The following is a 17,452-nucleotide window of genomic DNA, read 5'->3' as shown; positions in this document are numbered from 1 at the left end:
ACTATGCAACCCACAGATTTCCTCACCCGCCTGGGAGAGTCCGACCTGCGCAAAACCCCGCCGGCCTCGTTGCAGCAGGTGGTGGCCCTGTGTGCCGACTTAAGCTGGCAGGAAGACGAGCACGGCGTATGCATCAGCATCAGCAGCTACAGCGATCAGACTACCGCTGCGGCGCAGCTGCTTTATCAGCAAAAACTGGCTGACCTGGCCGCCGCGGACAGTTCAGCCGATGCCGACTGGCAGCGCTATCAAGCCTGTATCAGTGACCGGCAGGCCTTCCGCCAGCTCAAGTGTCGTGTCAGCGGCAGCACCCAGAACTACTACCTGCAGGTCAGCGGTGTGCCCCAGTTTGACGAGCAGCAGAATTTCCTCGGGTATGAATGCGTGGCGATAGACATGAGCCACGAACACAAAAGCGAAGCCAGCCTGCTGCGTTTTCGCGCGGCCATGGATATGTCCATGGACATGATTTATCTGGTGGATCGCGAAACGCTGAACTTCCTGGACGTCAACGACACGGCTGCCCGCGCCTATGGTTTTACCCGCGAGGAGTTGCTGGCCATGGGCCCTTCGGAAGCTCTGGGGTTCACCGCGGAAGAATTGATCGAACGTTACGATCGCCTGATCAATCAGGGTGGCAGCAGCCGGATAGAACGACGTGTCACTCTCAAGGACAACAAACCGGCCATCATTGAGGTTTACAGCCGCGCCACATGTCTGAACGGGCGCTGGATCATTATCGGTGTCAGCCGTGACATCTCCGATCGCAAAAACGCAGAGACGCGCACGCTGCATCTGCAACACATATTCTCCACCCTCAGCCGCATCAATGAAGCCGTCATCCGCGCTGACAGCGTCAATGCTCTGTACAAAAACGTGTGCAAGGCGGCGGTGAACGAAGCCCTGTTTGCCATGACCATGATTGTCACGCCGGACACCAGTGGCGACTTCCGCGGCGTGGCGATGATGGGTGATGAGTCCTTTGAGACCGGCCCCTTGCAGATAAGCACACAGTCCAGTTCACCGCTGGGCCGGGGCCTGGCCGGCAGCGCGCTGCGCGATGGCACTGCCATGATCAGCAACGACTACATGAATGACGAACGCGCCCTGCCCTGGCGTGAACAATTGAAAGCTCAGAACCTGGCCAGCGCCGCCGCCTTTCCGCTGTACCAGCGTAAACAGGTAGTCGCTGTGATGCTGTTCTACAGCAGGGTCAAGGATGCCTTTGACAGTGAAACCCAGGCCGTTATGCAAAGCATGGCCGACAATATTTCCTTTGCTCTGGACAACTTTGCCAACGCCGAGGAGCAGGCCCTGGCGGCGGCGCTGATTCGGGAAAGTGAGGCGCGCTTTCGCAGCCTGACCAACCTGACCTCGGATTTTTACTGGGAGCAGGATGCCAATCTGTGCTTCACCAAATATGAAGGGCGTGTCCTTGGCAACAGCAACAAAAAAGCCGTGGCAACGCTGCTGGGCAAGCATCTGTGGGAAGTTCCCGGGGCGCGGCCCGACTCGCACAACTGGCGTCAGATTCGGCGCCTGATGAAAAAAGAGCAGCCCTTCAAAGACCTTGAACTGACGTTCACTAACGATACAGGCACCCGCTACCATTTCTCTCTGGCGGGTGAACCCATTGTCGACAGCAATGGCGTGTTTGCTGGCTATCGCGGCATCTCGCGCGACATCACCGAGAAAAAACGCATCGCCAATCACATCGAGCACCTGGCCACCCATGACACACTGACCGGACTGCCCAACCGGGTGATGTTCAGTGAACTGCTGCGCCAGGCCATTCGCACCGCCAGCCGCTATAAAGATCAACGCTTTGCGGTGATGTTCATCGACCTGGACCGCTTTAAAACCATCAATGACACCTACGGTCACCATGCCGGCGACACCTTGCTGACCGAGGTCGCCCAGCGCCTGCGCAAACCGTTGCGCGACAGTGATATCGTGGCACGATTGGGCGGTGACGAATTTGTTGTGCTGTTGCACCGGGTCGCTGACAAACAACAGGCCGGTCAAATTGCGCAGAATATTCTGACCATGTTTAAACAGCCGATTGCGCTGGACGAGCACGAATTCGTCGTCAGTGGCAGCATCGGCATCAGCCTGTTCGGCACCGACGCCGATGATGAAGAAAGCCTGATGAAACACGCCGACACCGCGATGTATGCCGCCAAGGACGATGGTCGCAACAGTTACCGGGTGTTTTCAGCCGACCTGCACCAGCATACGCAGGAACGGGCCGGACTGTCGTTGCAGCTGCGACACGCGCTGGAGCGCGGCGAGCTGACGCTGCATTACCAGGCCAAAATGACACTGAGCAGTAATCAGGTGGTGGGTGTGGAGGCGCTGCTGCGCTGGAACCATCCGGAGCTTGGCGAAATTTCACCGGTGCAGTTCATCCCGATTGCCGAGGATAATGGCCTGATCATTCCGATTGGTGAATGGGTTATGGAAACCGCCTGCCAGCAATTGGTGGCCTGGCAGGCAAGAGGCCTGCCCGCGCTGACCCTGGCCGTCAACCTGTCCACCCGGCAGTTTAATCACCCGGACCTGCATCAGCATATCAAAGACGTGATCGCACGCACCGGTTTCGCCGCCAATATGCTGGAGCTGGAAATCACCGAAAGCCTGGTGGTGCAGAATCCGGAGCGGGCCATTGAACTGATGCGCACCATCAAGGACATGGGCGTACGTTTTGCCATTGATGATTTTGGTACCGGTTATTCGTCGCTGGGCCAGCTGCGTCACTACCCTATCGACACGTTAAAAATCGACCGCGCATTCATCCGTGACCTGGGTCAAAGCAAGGAAGATCAGGCTATCAGCAAGGCCATTATTTCCATGGGCAAAACACTGGGCCTGACCGTGGTGGCCGAAGGTGTGGAAACGGCCCGGCAACTGGCGTTTTTGCGCGAGCACAAGTGTGACCAGATTCAGGGCTTTTATTATCATCGCCCCTGCAGCTCGGACGACTTTATTGCCTGGTATCTTCAGGCAGGCCTGCCATCGGGTGGTGCGGCCTGATTGCCCTGCCCTGACACCTTGCCCTGACACCCTGCCCTGACGCCCAGTGCCAAGCTCAAGTTGAGCGCGCGGCCGCCGCTAACTGGTTAGACTCCCCAGACAAACAAGCCCAGACACGCAAGAGACCCCCGGCAATGGCGCAGCGCATACAATTTTCCGCATCCGAAAAACTGGTTTCCACCACCGACCTGAAGAGCCGAATCAAGTACGCAAATCCGGAATTTGTCAAGATCTCAGGCTTCACCGAGCAGGAACTGATGGGCGCCACGCACAACATTGTGCGTCACCCGGATATGCCCAAAGATGCCTTCAAAGCCTTGTGGACAAACATCCAGGCGGGCCGGCCCTGGATGGGCATGGTGAAGAACCGGTGCAAAAACGGTGATTACTATTGGGTGGACGCCTATGTCACGCCGGTGCTGGAGAACGGCAAGGTCATCGGGTATCAGTCGGTGCGGGTGCGGCCGGACGAAACGCATGTCGACAATGCCGAGTCGTTGTACAAAAAAATGCGCACCGGCGCCTCTTTACGCATGACTTCCCTGTTGTCCTGGCGGCAGTCCTTGTTGATGATACAGGCCGGCAGCGCCATTGCGGTGATTGCCGCGCTGAGCCTGTTGTCCGGCCCGCTGGCCATGGGGCTGGCACTGCTGGCGGCGGCTGCCGGTATCGGCGGCTGCGCCCTGAAACTGGCGCAGATGAACCCGCTGCTGAAAAGCTGTGCCAGCGTTGGCGAGGACGATCTGGCCCGCGCTGTCTATACCGGTCGCAAGGACGAACTGGGCAGCATTGAGCTGGCCCTGAAATACCGCAAATCCCAGGCAGAGACCATTCTCAAACGCATTGATGAAGCCGCCAACCGGTTGACCGTGCTGGCCAAGCAGGCCACAGATTCTGTGCACACCACGGATCAGGCCATCAACCAGCAGCAGCACGAACTGGCCTCGGTGTCGTCAGCTGTCACCGAGATGTCCAGCGCCATCGTGGAAGTGGCCAGTAACACGGCGCGCACCTCAACCGCAGCCGAAGAGGCTGACAATTCCGTGGAACAGGGTCATCACTCCATTGAAGAAAGTTTGTCGGCCACCACCCAGCTGGCGGAAAACATTGATGATATTACCCAGCTTATCAATGGCCTGGGCACCGACAGCAAGGCCATCGGCTCGGTCATCGAAGTCATCAATGCCATTGCCGAACAGACCAATCTGCTGGCCCTGAACGCGGCCATTGAAGCGGCGCGCGCTGGCGAACAGGGCCGGGGCTTTGCCGTGGTTGCCGATGAGGTGCGTACGCTGGCGCAACGCACGCAGAACTCCACGGTGGAGATCAAGGACATCATTTCCCGTATCCAGAACAGCACCGGCAGCTGCGTTGACAGCATTACCGACGCCCAGAGCAAAGCCCAGGAATGTGTCAGTTACAACCGGCAGGCCGGGCAGTCCTACACCTCCATCAGCAAGGCGGTATCTGATATTCGTAACATGACCTTCCAGGTAGCCACGGCCGTGGAAGAGCAGAGCGCGGTAGCGGAAGAGGTCAATCGCAATATCGTCAATATTCAGGGGCAATCAGAAAAAACCAGCGAGGCCTCGCGCAGCAACGCTGACAGCAGCACCCGCCTCGCCAAAGACATCGCCGCCATGCGCGAAATGGTCAAGCAGTTCAGCGCCTGAACGGGCCACCGGCACTGCCCGGTGACCCTCGCGCCCCGCATGATGTGAATCCATTCACTTTTGGTTTAGAATCGGTCTGTTGATTACCTCTACAGAATAACAAGAGACCGAGACCATGCATTACCCGCAACTGAACTTTGACCTGGATGAAACCCTGTCGATGCTGCAGCAGCAGATTCAACAGTTTGCCGCCAGAGAAATCGCCCCGCGCGCCGCCGACATCGACCAGAGCAATGACTTCCCCGCCGAGCTCTGGCGTAAAATGGGCGACCTGGGTTTGCTGGGTATCACCGTGTCGGAAGAGTACGGTGGATCCGGCCTGGGTTATCTGGCCCATGTGATTGCGGCCGAAGAAATCAGCCGCGCCTCGGCCAGTGTCGGTCTCAGCTACGGTGCGCACTCCAACCTGTGTGTCAATCAGATCTATCGCAATGGCAATGAGGCACAAAAGCAGCGCTACCTGCCCGGCCTGATCAGCGGCGAGCATGTGGGCGCTCTGGCCATGAGCGAGCACAATGCCGGTTCTGATGTGGTGAGCATGAAGCTGAGCGCACGCAAACAGGGCGATGTGTATGTGCTCAATGGCAGCAAGATGTGGATCACCAACGGCCCTGATGCGCATGTCTATGTGATCTATGCCCGTACCGATGCGGATGCCGGCGCCCACGGCATTACCGCCTTCCTGGTGGAACGTGATTTCCCCGGTTTCAGCCGCTCGCCCAAACTGGACAAACTCGGCATGCGCGGCTCCAATACCTGTGAGCTGGTGTTTCAGGATTGCGAGGTGCCCGCAGACAATATTCTGGGCGCGGAAAACGGCGGTGTGCGCGTACTGATGAGTGGTCTGGACTACGAGCGCGTGGTGCTCTCCGGCGGCCCGCTGGGTATCATGCAGGCCTGTGTGGACGCTGTGCTGCCTTATATTCACGACCGCAAACAGTTTGGTGAAGCCATCGGTAACTTCCAGTTTATCCAGGGCAAAGTCGCCGATATGTACACCAACCTGAACGCGGCGCGGGCCTATGTCTACGCAGTGGCGCGGGCCTGCGACCGTGGTGAAACCACGCGCAAGGATGCTGCCGGGGCGATTCTGTTCAGCTCCGACAAGGCCACACAACTGGCGCTGGAAGCGATACAGATTCTGGGTGGCAATGGTTATATCAATGACTACCCCACCGGCCGCCTGCTGCGCGATGCCAAGCTGTACGAAATCGGCGCCGGCACCCAGGAAATCCGCCGCATGCTGATTGGCCGCGAACTGTTCCGGGAGACCTGCCCGTGAGCCGGTTAACTTCCGCCATCAGCCCCCAGAGCGAGGCCTTTGCGCACAACTACCAGCATCACGCCGCGCTGCGCGATGAGCTGCAGGCGCTGACGGCAACACTGGCGCTGGGCGGCGACGAGCGCTCCCGCCAGCGCCATCAGCAGCGTGGCAAACTGCTGCCACGTGAACGCATTGAGGCTCTGCTGGACACCGGCTCACCGTTTCTGGAGCTTTCTGCGTTGGCGGCCTATCAGGTTTATGACGATGATATTCCGGGCGCGGGTCTGATCAGCGGCCTGGGCATGGTCTCTGGCCAGTGCTGCGTGATCGTTGCCAACGATGCCACGGTCAAGGGCGGCACCTATTATCCCCTGACGGTAAAAAAACATTTGCGCGCGCAGCAGATCGCCGCCGAGAATCACCTGCCTTGCATTTATCTGGTGGACTCCGGCGGCGCCAACCTGCCCCACCAGGCCGAGGTTTTTCCGGACCGCGAAAATTTTGGCCGAATATTCTTTAACCAGGCACGCATGTCGGCGGCAGGTATCCCACAAATAGCTGCTGTCATGGGTTCGTGCACCGCCGGTGGTGCCTATGTGCCCGCGATGGCTGATGAATCGATCATCGTGCGTGAACAGGGCACCATTTTTCTTGGCGGGCCACCACTGGTGAAAGCCGCCACCGGTGAAGTCGTCAGCGCCGAAGAACTGGGTGGCGGTCATGTACACAGCCAGATTTCCGGTGTCGCCGACCAGCTTGCTGACAATGACATGCACGCCCTGGCATTGATCCGGCGCAGCATTGCGCGCCTGAACCGGCCGACGCAGACGCTGAATCTGAACGCCGCCCCGCCCCTGTTTGACAGCGATGAATTGCTGGGCATTGTGCCTGCCGATGTGCGCCAGCCCTATGATGTGCGCGAAGTCATTGCCCGCATTGTGGATGCGTCGGTGTTTGATGAATTCAAACCTCTGTACGGCGCGACGCTTGTCTGCGGCTTTGCTGACATTCTGGGACAAAGCGTTGGTATTATCGCCAACAACGGCATTCTGTTCTCCGAAAGTGCCCTGAAAGGCAGCCACTTTATTCAGCTGTGTTGTCAGCGCAATATTCCACTGGTATTTTTGCAGAACATCACCGGTTTTATGGTAGGCAAAAAGTACGAGCACGAAGGTATCGCCAAGAACGGTGCCAAGTTGGTTAATGCAGTGGCCACTGCCAACGTACCAAAAATCACCGTGCTGATTGGTGGCAGTTTTGGCGCCGGCAACTACGGCATGTGCGGCCGGGCCTATGACCCGCGCTTCCTGTGGACCTGGCCTAACGCACGCATATCGGTGATGGGCGGTGCGCAGGCAGCCGGCGTGCTGGCACAGATCAGGGCCGAAACCCTGGCCGCCAAGGGCCAGTCATGGACAGCAGAGGAAGAGCAGCAGTTCAAGACACCTGTTGAGGAAAAGTACGAACACGAAGGGCATCCCTACTACGCCAGTGCCCGGCTATGGGATGACGGCGTCATTGCGCCTACGGATACGCGCACCGTGCTCGGCCTGTCGTTGTTCGCAGCACGACACGCGCCCCGGCTGGACACACAATTTGGCATATTCCGGATGTAATCAAAAAAAGAATAAAGGATGCTTATGACTACCAACGCTGACACCACCACGCCACTGGAAATCAGCCGCCCGCATGCGGGTGTGACCGTCTTGTGGCTAAACCGTCCGCACAAACACAACGCCATGACACAGGCCCTGATTGCCGAATTGCATGACACCCTGGGCACGCTGGCGAAAGATGACAAAACACAGGTGCTGGTGCTGGCCGGACGCGGCAAAAGCTTCTGTTCCGGCGCCGATCTGAACTACATGAAATCGATGGTGGAGTTCAGCCACGAAGAGAATGTCGATGATGCCTGCCGGTTTGCCGCCATGCTGCAGGCGCTGCACCAGTTCCCCAAACCGGTTATCGCTGCCCTGCATGGTAATGTATTTGCAGGTGCCACGGGCCTGGCGGCCTGTTCGGATATTGTGATTGCGGCCGATGATACCCGCTTTTGCGTCAGCGAAGTACGCCTCGGCCTGGTGCCTGCAGTAATCAGCCCTTACGTGGTGGCAAGAATTGGCGCGCATCAGGCACGGCGATATTTTTTGACCGCCGAAGTCTTTGCTGCCGACGCTGCCATGCACGCGGGGCTGGTGCACCGCTGTGTGCCCGCCGGGTCCCTGATGAACGAGGTCATGGATACTGCCATGCAATTGCTGAACAACGCACCGCGCGCCATGACCACCACCAAGAACCTGATCAACTATCTTGTGCCCGTACCCGCGTCGCGCGAGATCACCGACTACACGGCGGCGCTGATTGCCCGCGTGCGCACCGGCGCTGAAGCCCAGGGCGGACTGCAGGCCTTTCTCGACAAAAAGGCCGCGCCCTGGCTTGATGACCCGTCCCCAGACGCAGGAAAATCGAAACCATGATGTCACGCCTGTTAGTCGTCAACCGTGGCGAAATTGCCTGTCGCATTCTGCGCACCGCGCAGCGCCTGGGTATCGAATGTGCCACGGTCTATTCACCGGTTGATCGCAATGCCCTGCATATCCTGCTCGCCGACCACGCCTTCGCCCTGAGCGGCAATGCTGCCAGCGACAGTTATCTGGATCAGCAGCAGATTCTGGCGATTGCTGAGCAATGGGGCGCCGATGCCATCCATCCGGGTTACGGTTTTTTGTCCGAGAACAGCGACTTTGCCCGCGCCGTCACAGCGGCCGGTATACGTTTTGTGGGCCCGTCGGCGGATGCCATCGCCGCCATGGGTTCCAAGTCGCGCGCCAAACAGTTGATGGCCGAGGCCGGTGTGCCCATGTTGCCGGGCTATCATGGCGACGATCAGGCTGTTGAGGTGTTGCGTCGCGCCGCCGCACAGGCCGGTTATCCGGTGCTGCTCAAGGCCGTGTCCGGCGGTGGTGGCCGTGGCCTGCGTGTGGTCAATGCGGACGAAGAATTTGATGAAGCACTGGCGGCCGTGCAACGTGAAGCAAAGGCGGCCTTTGGTGATGACCGGGTATTGCTGGAAAAGTACCTGACCCAGGCCCGCCACGTTGAGATTCAGGTATTCGCTGATGACCATGGCAACTGCATTCACCTGCATGAGCGCGATTGTTCGGTGCAGCGTCGTCATCAGAAACTGATTGAAGAGGCCCCTGCCCCCGGCCTGGATGAAAACACGCGCGCGGCCATGGGCGCCGCGGCTGTGCGCGCAGCCACCAGCATTGGTTATTCAGGTGCCGGCACAGTAGAATTTTTGTACCAGAACGGCGAGTTTTATTTTCTGGAAATGAACACCCGCCTGCAGGTGGAGCACCCGGTGACCGAGGCCATTACCGGCCTGGATCTGGTGGAGTGGCAACTGCGTGTGGCCAGTGGCGATAAACTGCCTCTGACCCAGACACAGACCCTGACCCAGGCCCAGGCCGATGTGCCACGGCGGGGCTGGGCCATCGAAGCACGCATCAACGCCGAATCAGGTGCCCCGGATTTTTTGCCCTCCACCGGATTGATCACTCGTCTGGACTGGCCCCCGGGTGCTGGTATTCAGGATGACCGGCAACAGACGAGCGGATTGCGGGTAGACGCCGGCTTTCGCAGCGGCGATCGCATCAGCGTGTTCTATGACAGCATGCTGGGCAAGCTGATTGCCTGGGCACCCAGCCGCGCTGAAGCCGTGGAAAAACTGTCGCAGGCACTGGCATGCCTGCGCATTGACGGCATCAGTCACAATGCTGCGTTCCTGGGCGCGGTGCTGGATACCGCCGCTTTTCGTCAGGCAGATCTGCACACCGGGTTCCTGGCGCAGCATGAGGACAGCATCGCGCTGGCACTGCTGCGCCGTCAGAGCACGCGCCACGACAGGCCTGACGCTGATGCCCGGACTGATAAATGGGCAGGGCTGGCAGGCTGGCGACAGAGCCAGGGCCAGCGCCATGTGTTCAGCCAGCAGTATCATCTGCGGCCCCTGTACGCGGGCACAATGGCGTCTGCAGCCAACAACATCGATACCCTGGCTGCGGGCGGCGCGCAGGGACAGGCGCAGCAGGCATTAAAGGCCCCCCTGCCCGGGCGTGTTATCAAGGTGTTTGTCAGCGCTGGCGATGACATTACCGCCGGCCAGCCTTTGCTGGTGATGGAGGCGATGAAAATGGAACACACGCTGCGGGCCAGCGCCGATGTCAGCATCAGGCTGGTGCACTGCCAGGCCGATGAGATGGTTCAGCCGGACCAGTTGTTGATGGAGTTCGGCAGTGATGAGGAAAAAACCGGTTATGCCAAGTGATAAACGCAGCGGAGAAGCAGCCACGGTGAAGATGTCAGAACTGAAAGGTCGCCCGGTCAGCATTGTGGAGATGGGCCCGCGCGACGGGCTGCAGAATGAGACCACGCAGCTGAGCGCCGCGGTCAAGGCGGGGCTGGTTGATCGCCTGGCGGCCTCCGGCCTGCAGCGCATCGAGACCGGCAGCTTTGTGTCGCCCAAATGGATTCCGCAGATGGCTGATTCTGCCGAGGTATTCGCCGGGATTACACGTCTGCCCGGCGTGCGCTACAGTGCCCTGACTCCGAACATGCAGGGCTTTGAGCGCGCAGTGCAGGCGGGCGCCGACGAAGTTGCCGTGTTTGCTGCTGCATCTGAACTGTTCAGTCAGAAAAATATCAACTGCAGCATACGGGAAAGTATTCAGCGTTTTACCGAGGTTTGTGCCGCTGCGAGGGACGCCGGCATCCCGGTACGGGGATATGTCTCCTGCGCCATGGGTTGCCCCTACCAGGGCGAGGTGCCGGCAGACGATGTTGCCATGGCCGTGCGCGAGCTGATGGCGCTGGGCTGCTACGAAGTATCCATCGGCGATACCATCGGCACGGGCACGCCACAACAGGTACATGAGGTCCTGTCGCGCTGCCTGCAGGAAACCAGTGCCGGGCAACTGGCCATGCATTTCCATGACACCTATGGTCAGGCGCTGGCCAATATCGTGGCGGGTCTGCAACTGGGTCTGAACACCATTGACGCCTCGGTGGCCGGGCTGGGTGGCTGCCCTTATGCGCAGGGCGCCAGTGGTAACATGGCCACCGAGGATGTCATTTACCTGCTGCACGGCCTGGGCATGGTCACCGGTGTTGATCTGTCGCGCCTGATCGACACCAGCCACTGGATCTGCAGTCAGCTGGGGCGCCAGAATCAATCCAAGGTCGCGCTGGCAGGATTACCGGTGGCACGTGGTCTATAACCGTCCCCATTATTAAACAACAGCAACGGAACCCGCCAGCCATGTCTGCAAACAATGACAATACCGCGATGAGCCAGGCCCGCTTCAGTTTGAAGAGCACCGCCCCGGGCGCCTGCCATCTGGTCGACTTTATCGGTTGGGTCAATAAGACCCAGCGCGTGCAGCTCGACAGTTACGCCGCACTGCACCGCTGGAGCGTGCAGAACCGTGAAGCGTTCTGGCAGGCCTGCATGACATTTTGCGAAATCAGGGTGGATGCCCCGGCGCAGGCCAAAGTCTTAAAGCCGGGCCGACAGTTCTGGCTGGATCAGTGGTTTCCCGAACACACGCTGAATTATGCCGACAACCTGCTGCGTTTTCGTGATGAAAAAACCGCGCTGATCTTCTGTGATGAGCACAATAACCGGCAGTCACTGAGTTATGCCGGGTTGTATGAACAGGTGTCGTTGTTGCAACAGTGGTTACTGGCGCAAGGTGTGCAAGCCGGGGATCGTGTCGCCGGATTTGCTGCCAACCGCATCGAAACCGTGGTGGCCATGCTGGCCAGCGCGTCAATAGGCGCCATCTGGTCCTCGTGTTCGCCGGACTTTGGTGTCAATGGCATATTGGACCGGTTCACCCAGATTGAACCCAAAATGTTGTTTGCCGTGCCCAGTCATTGCTACGCCGGACGCGTAAATTCGCATCAGGCGGTACTGGAAAAACTGATGGCCGGTTTGCCATCCCTGCAGTGCGTGGTATTGTTGCCTGAGCTTTATGGCAGCCCTGAGCGCGGAAACAGCCCTGAGCGCCAGAACAGCCATGAGCGCCAGGACAGCCATGAGCGCAAGAACAGCCATGAGCGCAAAAACAGCCATGAGCACAAAAACAGCCATGAGCCCCAGGACTGCGAAACAGTCCACTGGCAGGACGCCGTCGCTGGCTCGCCCGCTACCGACATCACGTTTGCCGCCCTGCCATTTTCGCACCCCTTGTTTATCATGTACTCCTCCGGCACCACCGGTGTACCCAAGTGCATCGTGCACAGCGCCGGTGGCACCCTGCTGCAGCACCGCAAGGAACATCAGCTGCACCTGAATCTGCAGCGCGACGATGTACTGTTCTATTTCACCACTTGCGGCTGGATGATGTGGAACTGGCTGGTCAGCGGCCTGGCCGCGGGCGCCACGCTGGTGCTCTACGACGGTTCGCCTTTTCACCCGCGCCCATCAGTGCTGTTTGACCTGGCGGCCGACACCGGCGTCAGCATTTTTGGCACTTCGGCCAAGTATCTGGCGGCCGCCGAAAAGGCCGGCGTCAAACCGCTGCACTCACATGACCTGTCAAAAATGCACACCCTGCTTTCCACCGGTTCTCCGCTGAGTGCCGAGGGTTTTGATTATGTCTATCAGCAGGTGAAACCTGACATCAGTCTGCAATCCATTTCCGGTGGTACCGACATCATTTCATGTTTTGTGCTGGGCAGCCCGATACTGCCGGTACGCCGTGGCGAGATTCAGTGCGCGGGCCTGGGCATGGATGTAAAAGTTTACAATGAAGCTGGCAAACCGGTGGCTCAGGAGAAAGGTGAACTGGTGTGCCAGCAGTCTTTCCCCAGTATGCCCACGGGATTCTGGCACGACCCGGATCACAAAAAGTATCAGGCCGCCTATTTTTCGCGCTTTGACAATATCTGGACCCATGGTGATTATGCCGAGCAGACCGCGCACGGCGGCTGGGTCATTTACGGCCGCTCTGACACTGTGCTTAACCCCGGTGGTGTGCGCATCGGCACCGCAGAGATTTACCGCCAGGTTGAGCAGTTGCCGCAGGTACTGGAAAGTGTGGCTGTGGGCCAGGAATGGGATCAGGATGTGCGCATTGTACTGTTTGTGCGCCTGCAGCCGGGCGTCACCCTGGACGAACAACTGATCGGCGATATCAAACTCAGCATCCGCAACGGCGCCTCACCCCGCCACGTGCCCGCCGTCATCCGCCAGGTCAATGACATCCCCCGCACCCTGAGCGGCAAAATCGCCGAGATCGCCGTGCGCGAAACCCTGCACGGCAGACCGGTAAACAACAAGGATGCGCTTGCCAACCCTGAAGCGTTGCTGGAGTTTGGGGGGGAAAAGAAAGGGGACGGAGGGAATACTTTTTGATCAAAATGATCAAAAAGTATTCCCTCCGTCCCCATTCTTTTACGTCCCCATTCTTTTACAGCTCAGCGAAGCTGCTGACGATGCGGTGCTTCGATTTTTTGGATGCTACGGTGCCTTCCTGCGGTCGTACCACCCAGGTGGTGTTGATGCCGGCGTCGGCTGCTGCGTCCAGTTCCGCCTCGATGTCTGACAGGAACAGAATATCCTTGGGCGGCAACGCGATCTGCTCGGCCAGGTTGACGTAGGACTGCACCTCCTGTTTTGCACCGATGCTGGTGTCGAAATAACCGGCAAACATCAGCCGCAGATCGCCGCAACTTGAGTACCGGAAAAACAGGCGTTGTGCTTTCTCCGAACCGGACGAATAAACGTACAGATTGATACCTTCATCCAGCCACTGCTGCAGCTTGGGCGGTACGTCAGGATACACATGCGCCTGGTATTCACCGCGCATGTAACCCATCTCCCACACCATGCCCTGCAGGGCTTTGAGCTCTGTGACCTTCTTGTCTTCGTGCATCCACAGGCGCAACTGATCAATCAGCGCTTCGGTGTTCTTCTGTGGAATGCCTGTGTTTTCACTCAGGCTGCGCAGCTGACGTGCCACGTCGCGTTCTTCCTTGTGCTTGCGAATATAATCCGGCAGAAACTGCTCGGCATACACAAACAGGACGTCTTTAACGAAGCGGATGGAACTGGTCGTGCCTTCTATATCCGTAACAATGGCAAGCGGCTGCATTATGACTCCAGACGGGAAAACGATTCAGCAATCGGGCTGCCGGTGTAATTGGCAACCCAGCCTTCGGTGTTGTTAAAGAACCGGATCGCCACGAAGGACGGTTTCGGACCCATGTCGAACCAGTGTGGCGTGTTGGCCGGTACTGAAATCAGGTCACCCTTCTGGCACAGCACTTCGTACACCTTGTCCTGCAAATGCAGGCTGAACAAACCCTGACCATCAACAAAGAAGCGTACTTCATCTTCACTGTGACGATGTTCGCTGAGAAACTTCTGGCGCAGTTCCGGCACCTTGGCTTCGACCTCCGGGTTGGACGCGTCAAGACTGATCACATCCACGGTCTGATACCCTTCTTCCGCCACCAGTTTGTCGATGTCTGCCTGGTACGCGGCCATGACCTGATCACTGCTGTCACCGGCCTTGACCGACCCGGCAGCCTGCCACTTCTCGAACCGGATACCGACGCCGGCCAGTTGCTCGGCAATTTTCACCGGCTCGGTTGCCTGCCACTCCACGGTAGCCGGGTCCGAATCCGAAAAAATCTTCAACGCGCTCATACTCTGTCCTCGTTCAATCCTGTTGCAGGCGTGCCGCCAGCCCGTGGTGCCAATACCAGTCCAGCAGAAACTCAAGTGCCTCAAGATGGCGCAGGGTTTCCGGTAAATCGCGGCCCCAGGTGTAGAGGCCATGACCCCGAATCAGATATGCATGTCCGGTGCCATGTTGCTTCATCCAGCTATCAACCTCGACCGCCAGCGCAGCGATGTCCTGCGTGTTGTCAAACACCGGTATGCGCAGCGTGCTCTGGTGACTGGTAATACCGGCAAAAGCTTTGAGCAGCTCCAGACCGCTGAGTTCCAGCGTGTCCGGGGCATCCATCGACACCAACGTTGCTTTCACCGAATGCGTGTGCAAAACCGCACCTATATCAGGGTCACGCAAGTACAGCTGCGTATGCAGCAAGGTTTCTGCCGAGGGTTTCTTGCCATCCAGTGCCCGCCCGGACAAATCCACCCGCATGATATCGGTCGGCTGCAGGTTGCCTTTATCGCGCCCGGACACGGTGATCGCACAGCTTTTGTCATCCAGACGCCGGGAAAAATTACTGCTGGTGGCCGGACACCACCCCTGCTGCCAGAGCCGTTGCCCGGCAACAATCAGACCTGATACGGCTTGTTGATAGGCTTCTTCCGGATTGTTGGCAGGCACTGGGTTCATGGCGCGCAATTATAGCCCGAATTGGTCAGTCAAGCACACACACCAGGCCTTTCAGATACAGGGCCTCCGGAAACGGCAGGGCCACCGGGTGATCTTCGGCCTGATGCAGGTAGTGGGTGATGCGTCCCTGGCGCCCTGCATCCAGCAGCGCATCGGCGGTAATTTTCTGAAACAGGGCCGGATCAATGGCGCCGGAGCAGGAAAAACTGACCAGCGTACCACCGGGATTAAGCAACTGGGCCGCCTGCAGCGCGATATCCTTGTACGCCCGCGCGGCCTTCTTGAACTGATGCTTGGTCTCCGCGAACTTGGGCGGGTCCAGCACGATCAGATCATACAGTGCGTTCTTGCTCTTCAGTTCGCGCAGATACTCAAATACATTGGCCTGCACCAGGTCGGCCTGGTCGGTATCAAACCCGTTGAGCGCCAGATTCTGCCCGGCCAGCTCCAGAGTCGGTGCCGAGGAATCAACATTGGTGACATGGGCGGCGCCGCCTTTGAGCGCGGCAATACCAAAACCACCGGTATAGGAGAAACAATTAAGCACAGTCTTGCCCGCGCTCAGGCGCTGCACCAGGCTGCGATTGTCGTACTGGTCCAGGTAGTACCCCGTTTTGTGGCCATGCTGAATGCTGACCATGAACAGGCGATCCTGTTCCTGAATCTGCACCTGTTCGGGCGGTTCCTGGCCGTGGACCAGGCCCTGGCGCTGCGCCAGCCCTTCGTGTTTGCGCACCGTGACATCGGAGCGTTCATAAATGCCCAGGCACGGTGACAGCTGCGCCAGTGCCGCAATGATGGTGTCACGCCAGAACTCGGCCCCGGCGCTGAGAAACTGACAGGACAGGTAATCGCCGTAACGATCCACAATCAAACCGGGGAAATCATCCGCTTCGGCGTATACCAGACGGCAGGCGCTACGTGTCGGCGATAACAGGCCGGCACGCCGGGCAATGGCGCGGCGCAAACGTTCGTGGATAAACTCTTCATCGATTATCACACCTGGAGTCACACCCGGAGTCGCATCCGAATCAAACGACCACATGCGCGCGCGAATCTGCGACTCGGGCGACCAAGCGGCAAAACCCAGCGCCTTGCCGGTGCTGTCCTGGATGGCCACGGTTTCACCGGCGGCAGGCTGACCGCTGACCGACGCCACGGCGCCGGAGAAAATCCACGGATGGCGGCGCAACAGCGAACTGTCGCGGCCCTTACTCAATTTAACAACATTCATGGCAGGGGTATGTGTTCCTCATCATCCCCCGGCACCCGGGGAAATTCGCCATTGTCCCAGCGTTTGCGCGCCGCATCCAGCGTGTTGCGCTCATAAGCCACAAAATTCCAGTTGATATGCGGCACCCGGGTGAATTTTTCGCCCCCCAGCAGCATCAGACGGCTGTGCCCGATACTTTCAAACTCAAGATCATCGGCATCCAGCAGCACGAAGTCGCCGGCCTGGTATTCGGTATCACCGATTCTGATGCGGCCACTTTCCACGAACAGCGCCGCTTCATGCTCAGGATTCGGGTGCTCCAGTGTCGCGCCTGGCTGGGCCAGCACATCCAGGTAGAACATGGGCGAAAACGTGCGCACCGGTGAGCTGCGACCATAGGCCTCGCCCACGATCAGGCGCATCATCAGACCGGGCCGGTTGATGGTTGGCAACAGGGATTTATTGACATGCACAAAATCGGGTTCAACGGTTTCGTGTTCCGGCGGCAACGCCACCCACAGCTGCAGACCGTGCAAAGGATGCTGCTGAGCCCGCACTTCATGGGTTTCGCGCTCCGAATGCACAATGCCTTTGCCGGCAATCATCCAGTTCACATCACCGGGGAAAATCTCCTGCACTGAGCCCAGGCTGTCACGGTGCAGGATGCTGCCCTCGAACAGGTAGGTCACGGTGGCCAGCCCGATATGCGGATGCGGTCGTACATTGATGCCTTCACCGGCGGGGAAATCTGCCGGACCAATGTGATCAAAAAAGATGAAGGGCCCGACCATCTTTTTTTCGCGGTGCGGCAATACCCGGCTGACGGTAAACCCGCCCAGGTCTTTGTCATCTGCCTGCAGAATTTTCGCCATCGCTGATTCCTTATTGGCTG

At 58.7% G+C, this 17,452-nt stretch carries 13 protein-coding genes; 8 read left to right on the top strand and 5 right to left on the bottom strand.

The window, feature by feature from the left end; all coding sequences use genetic code 11:
• Positions 1-3 precede the first annotated feature (3 nt).
• From WD071_RS14925 to WD071_RS14890, 8 genes are all read left to right on the top strand, one after another.
• Positions 4-3,033 carry an EAL domain-containing protein gene (locus WD071_RS14925; RefSeq protein ID WP_368049190.1) on the top strand — a complete coding sequence of 1,010 codons (3,030 nt, stop codon included), beginning with the start codon at positions 4-6 and terminating at the stop codon, positions 3,031-3,033.
• A 134-nt stretch (positions 3,034-3,167) separates the two neighbouring features.
• A complete protein-coding gene (locus tag WD071_RS14920; protein ID WP_368049189.1) occupies positions 3,168-4,706 on the top strand; it encodes a PAS domain-containing methyl-accepting chemotaxis protein in 1,539 nt (512 codons plus the stop codon).
• A 115-nt stretch (positions 4,707-4,821) separates the two neighbouring features.
• Positions 4,822-5,988 (top strand): isovaleryl-CoA dehydrogenase, encoded by a 1,167-nt coding sequence (locus tag WD071_RS14915; RefSeq protein ID WP_368049188.1) that lies wholly within the window; start codon positions 4,822-4,824, stop codon positions 5,986-5,988.
• Positions 5,985-7,586 (top strand): carboxyl transferase domain-containing protein, encoded by a 1,602-nt coding sequence (locus WD071_RS14910; protein ID WP_368049187.1) that lies wholly within the window; start codon positions 5,985-5,987, stop codon positions 7,584-7,586. Before WD071_RS14915 ends, WD071_RS14910 begins: the two co-directional genes overlap by 4 nt.
• Before the next feature lie 24 nt (positions 7,587-7,610).
• Positions 7,611-8,447 carry an enoyl-CoA hydratase-related protein gene (locus tag WD071_RS14905; RefSeq protein ID WP_368049186.1) on the top strand — a complete coding sequence of 279 codons (837 nt, stop codon included), beginning with the start codon at positions 7,611-7,613 and terminating at the stop codon, positions 8,445-8,447.
• Positions 8,444-10,300 carry a biotin carboxylase N-terminal domain-containing protein gene (locus tag WD071_RS14900; protein WP_368049185.1) on the top strand — a complete coding sequence of 619 codons (1,857 nt, stop codon included), beginning with the start codon at positions 8,444-8,446 and terminating at the stop codon, positions 10,298-10,300. Before WD071_RS14905 ends, WD071_RS14900 begins: the two co-directional genes overlap by 4 nt.
• Complete coding sequence (locus tag WD071_RS14895) at positions 10,290-11,249, top strand: hydroxymethylglutaryl-CoA lyase (protein WP_368049184.1); 960 nt, start codon at positions 10,290-10,292, stop codon at positions 11,247-11,249. Before WD071_RS14900 ends, WD071_RS14895 begins: the two co-directional genes overlap by 11 nt.
• A gap of 41 nt (positions 11,250-11,290) precedes the next feature.
• The gene (locus WD071_RS14890; protein WP_368049183.1) at positions 11,291-13,390 is read left to right on the top strand and encodes an acetoacetate--CoA ligase; all 2,100 of its coding nucleotides are present in this window, start codon (positions 11,291-11,293) and stop codon (positions 13,388-13,390) included.
• Between the two features lie 55 nt (positions 13,391-13,445).
• Here WD071_RS14890 and mtnC read toward each other — a convergent pair whose 3' ends face one another.
• Genes mtnC through WD071_RS14865 form a run of 5 tightly spaced genes read right to left on the bottom strand, consistent with a single transcriptional unit; the run spans position 13,446 to position 17,432 of the window.
• Positions 13,446-14,129 carry an acireductone synthase gene (gene mtnC, locus WD071_RS14885; RefSeq protein ID WP_368049182.1) on the bottom strand — a complete coding sequence of 228 codons (684 nt, stop codon included), beginning with the start codon at positions 14,127-14,129 and terminating at the stop codon, positions 13,446-13,448.
• The gene (locus WD071_RS14880) at positions 14,129-14,686 is read right to left on the bottom strand and encodes an acireductone dioxygenase (protein ID WP_368049181.1); all 558 of its coding nucleotides are present in this window, start codon (positions 14,684-14,686) and stop codon (positions 14,129-14,131) included. Before WD071_RS14880 ends, mtnC begins: the two co-directional genes overlap by 1 nt.
• Before the next feature lie 13 nt (positions 14,687-14,699).
• Complete coding sequence (locus WD071_RS14875) at positions 14,700-15,347, bottom strand: methylthioribulose 1-phosphate dehydratase (protein WP_368049180.1); 648 nt, start codon at positions 15,345-15,347, stop codon at positions 14,700-14,702.
• A 25-nt stretch (positions 15,348-15,372) separates the two neighbouring features.
• The gene (locus tag WD071_RS14870) at positions 15,373-16,581 is read right to left on the bottom strand and encodes a class I SAM-dependent rRNA methyltransferase (RefSeq protein WP_368049179.1); all 1,209 of its coding nucleotides are present in this window, start codon (positions 16,579-16,581) and stop codon (positions 15,373-15,375) included.
• Positions 16,578-17,432: a pirin family protein gene (locus tag WD071_RS14865; RefSeq protein WP_368049178.1), complete on the bottom strand. Its 855-nt coding sequence runs from the start codon at positions 17,430-17,432 to the stop codon at positions 16,578-16,580. The genes WD071_RS14870 and WD071_RS14865 overlap by 4 nt, the downstream gene beginning before the upstream one ends.
• Positions 17,433-17,452 lie beyond the last annotated feature (20 nt).

The sequence above is a fragment of the Pseudohongiella sp. genome (assembly GCF_040877505.1).
Taxonomy (GTDB): domain Bacteria; phylum Pseudomonadota; class Gammaproteobacteria; order Pseudomonadales; family Pseudohongiellaceae; genus Pseudohongiella.
This window is presented reverse-complemented; position numbering and strand designations above follow the sequence as displayed.

Coding starts and splice junctions, on each gene's coding strand:
- WD071_RS14865 (WP_368049178.1), bottom strand. CDS start 17,432: ATGGCGAAAATTCTGCAGGCAGATGACAAAGACCTGGGCGGGTTTACC.
- WD071_RS14895 (WP_368049184.1), top strand. CDS start 10,290: ATGCCAAGTGATAAACGCAGCGGAGAAGCAGCCACGGTGAAGATGTCA.
- WD071_RS14900 (WP_368049185.1), top strand. CDS start 8,444: ATGATGTCACGCCTGTTAGTCGTCAACCGTGGCGAAATTGCCTGTCGC.
- mtnC (WP_368049182.1), bottom strand. CDS start 14,129: ATGCAGCCGCTTGCCATTGTTACGGATATAGAAGGCACGACCAGTTCC.
- WD071_RS14890 (WP_368049183.1), top strand. CDS start 11,291: ATGTCTGCAAACAATGACAATACCGCGATGAGCCAGGCCCGCTTCAGT.
- WD071_RS14905 (WP_368049186.1), top strand. CDS start 7,611: ATGACTACCAACGCTGACACCACCACGCCACTGGAAATCAGCCGCCCG.
- WD071_RS14915 (WP_368049188.1), top strand. CDS start 4,822: ATGCATTACCCGCAACTGAACTTTGACCTGGATGAAACCCTGTCGATG.
- WD071_RS14880 (WP_368049181.1), bottom strand. CDS start 14,686: ATGAGCGCGTTGAAGATTTTTTCGGATTCGGACCCGGCTACCGTGGAG.
- WD071_RS14925 (WP_368049190.1), top strand. CDS start 4: ATGCAACCCACAGATTTCCTCACCCGCCTGGGAGAGTCCGACCTGCGC.
- WD071_RS14870 (WP_368049179.1), bottom strand. CDS start 16,581: ATGAATGTTGTTAAATTGAGTAAGGGCCGCGACAGTTCGCTGTTGCGC.
- WD071_RS14875 (WP_368049180.1), bottom strand. CDS start 15,347: ATGAACCCAGTGCCTGCCAACAATCCGGAAGAAGCCTATCAACAAGCC.
- WD071_RS14920 (WP_368049189.1), top strand. CDS start 3,168: ATGGCGCAGCGCATACAATTTTCCGCATCCGAAAAACTGGTTTCCACC.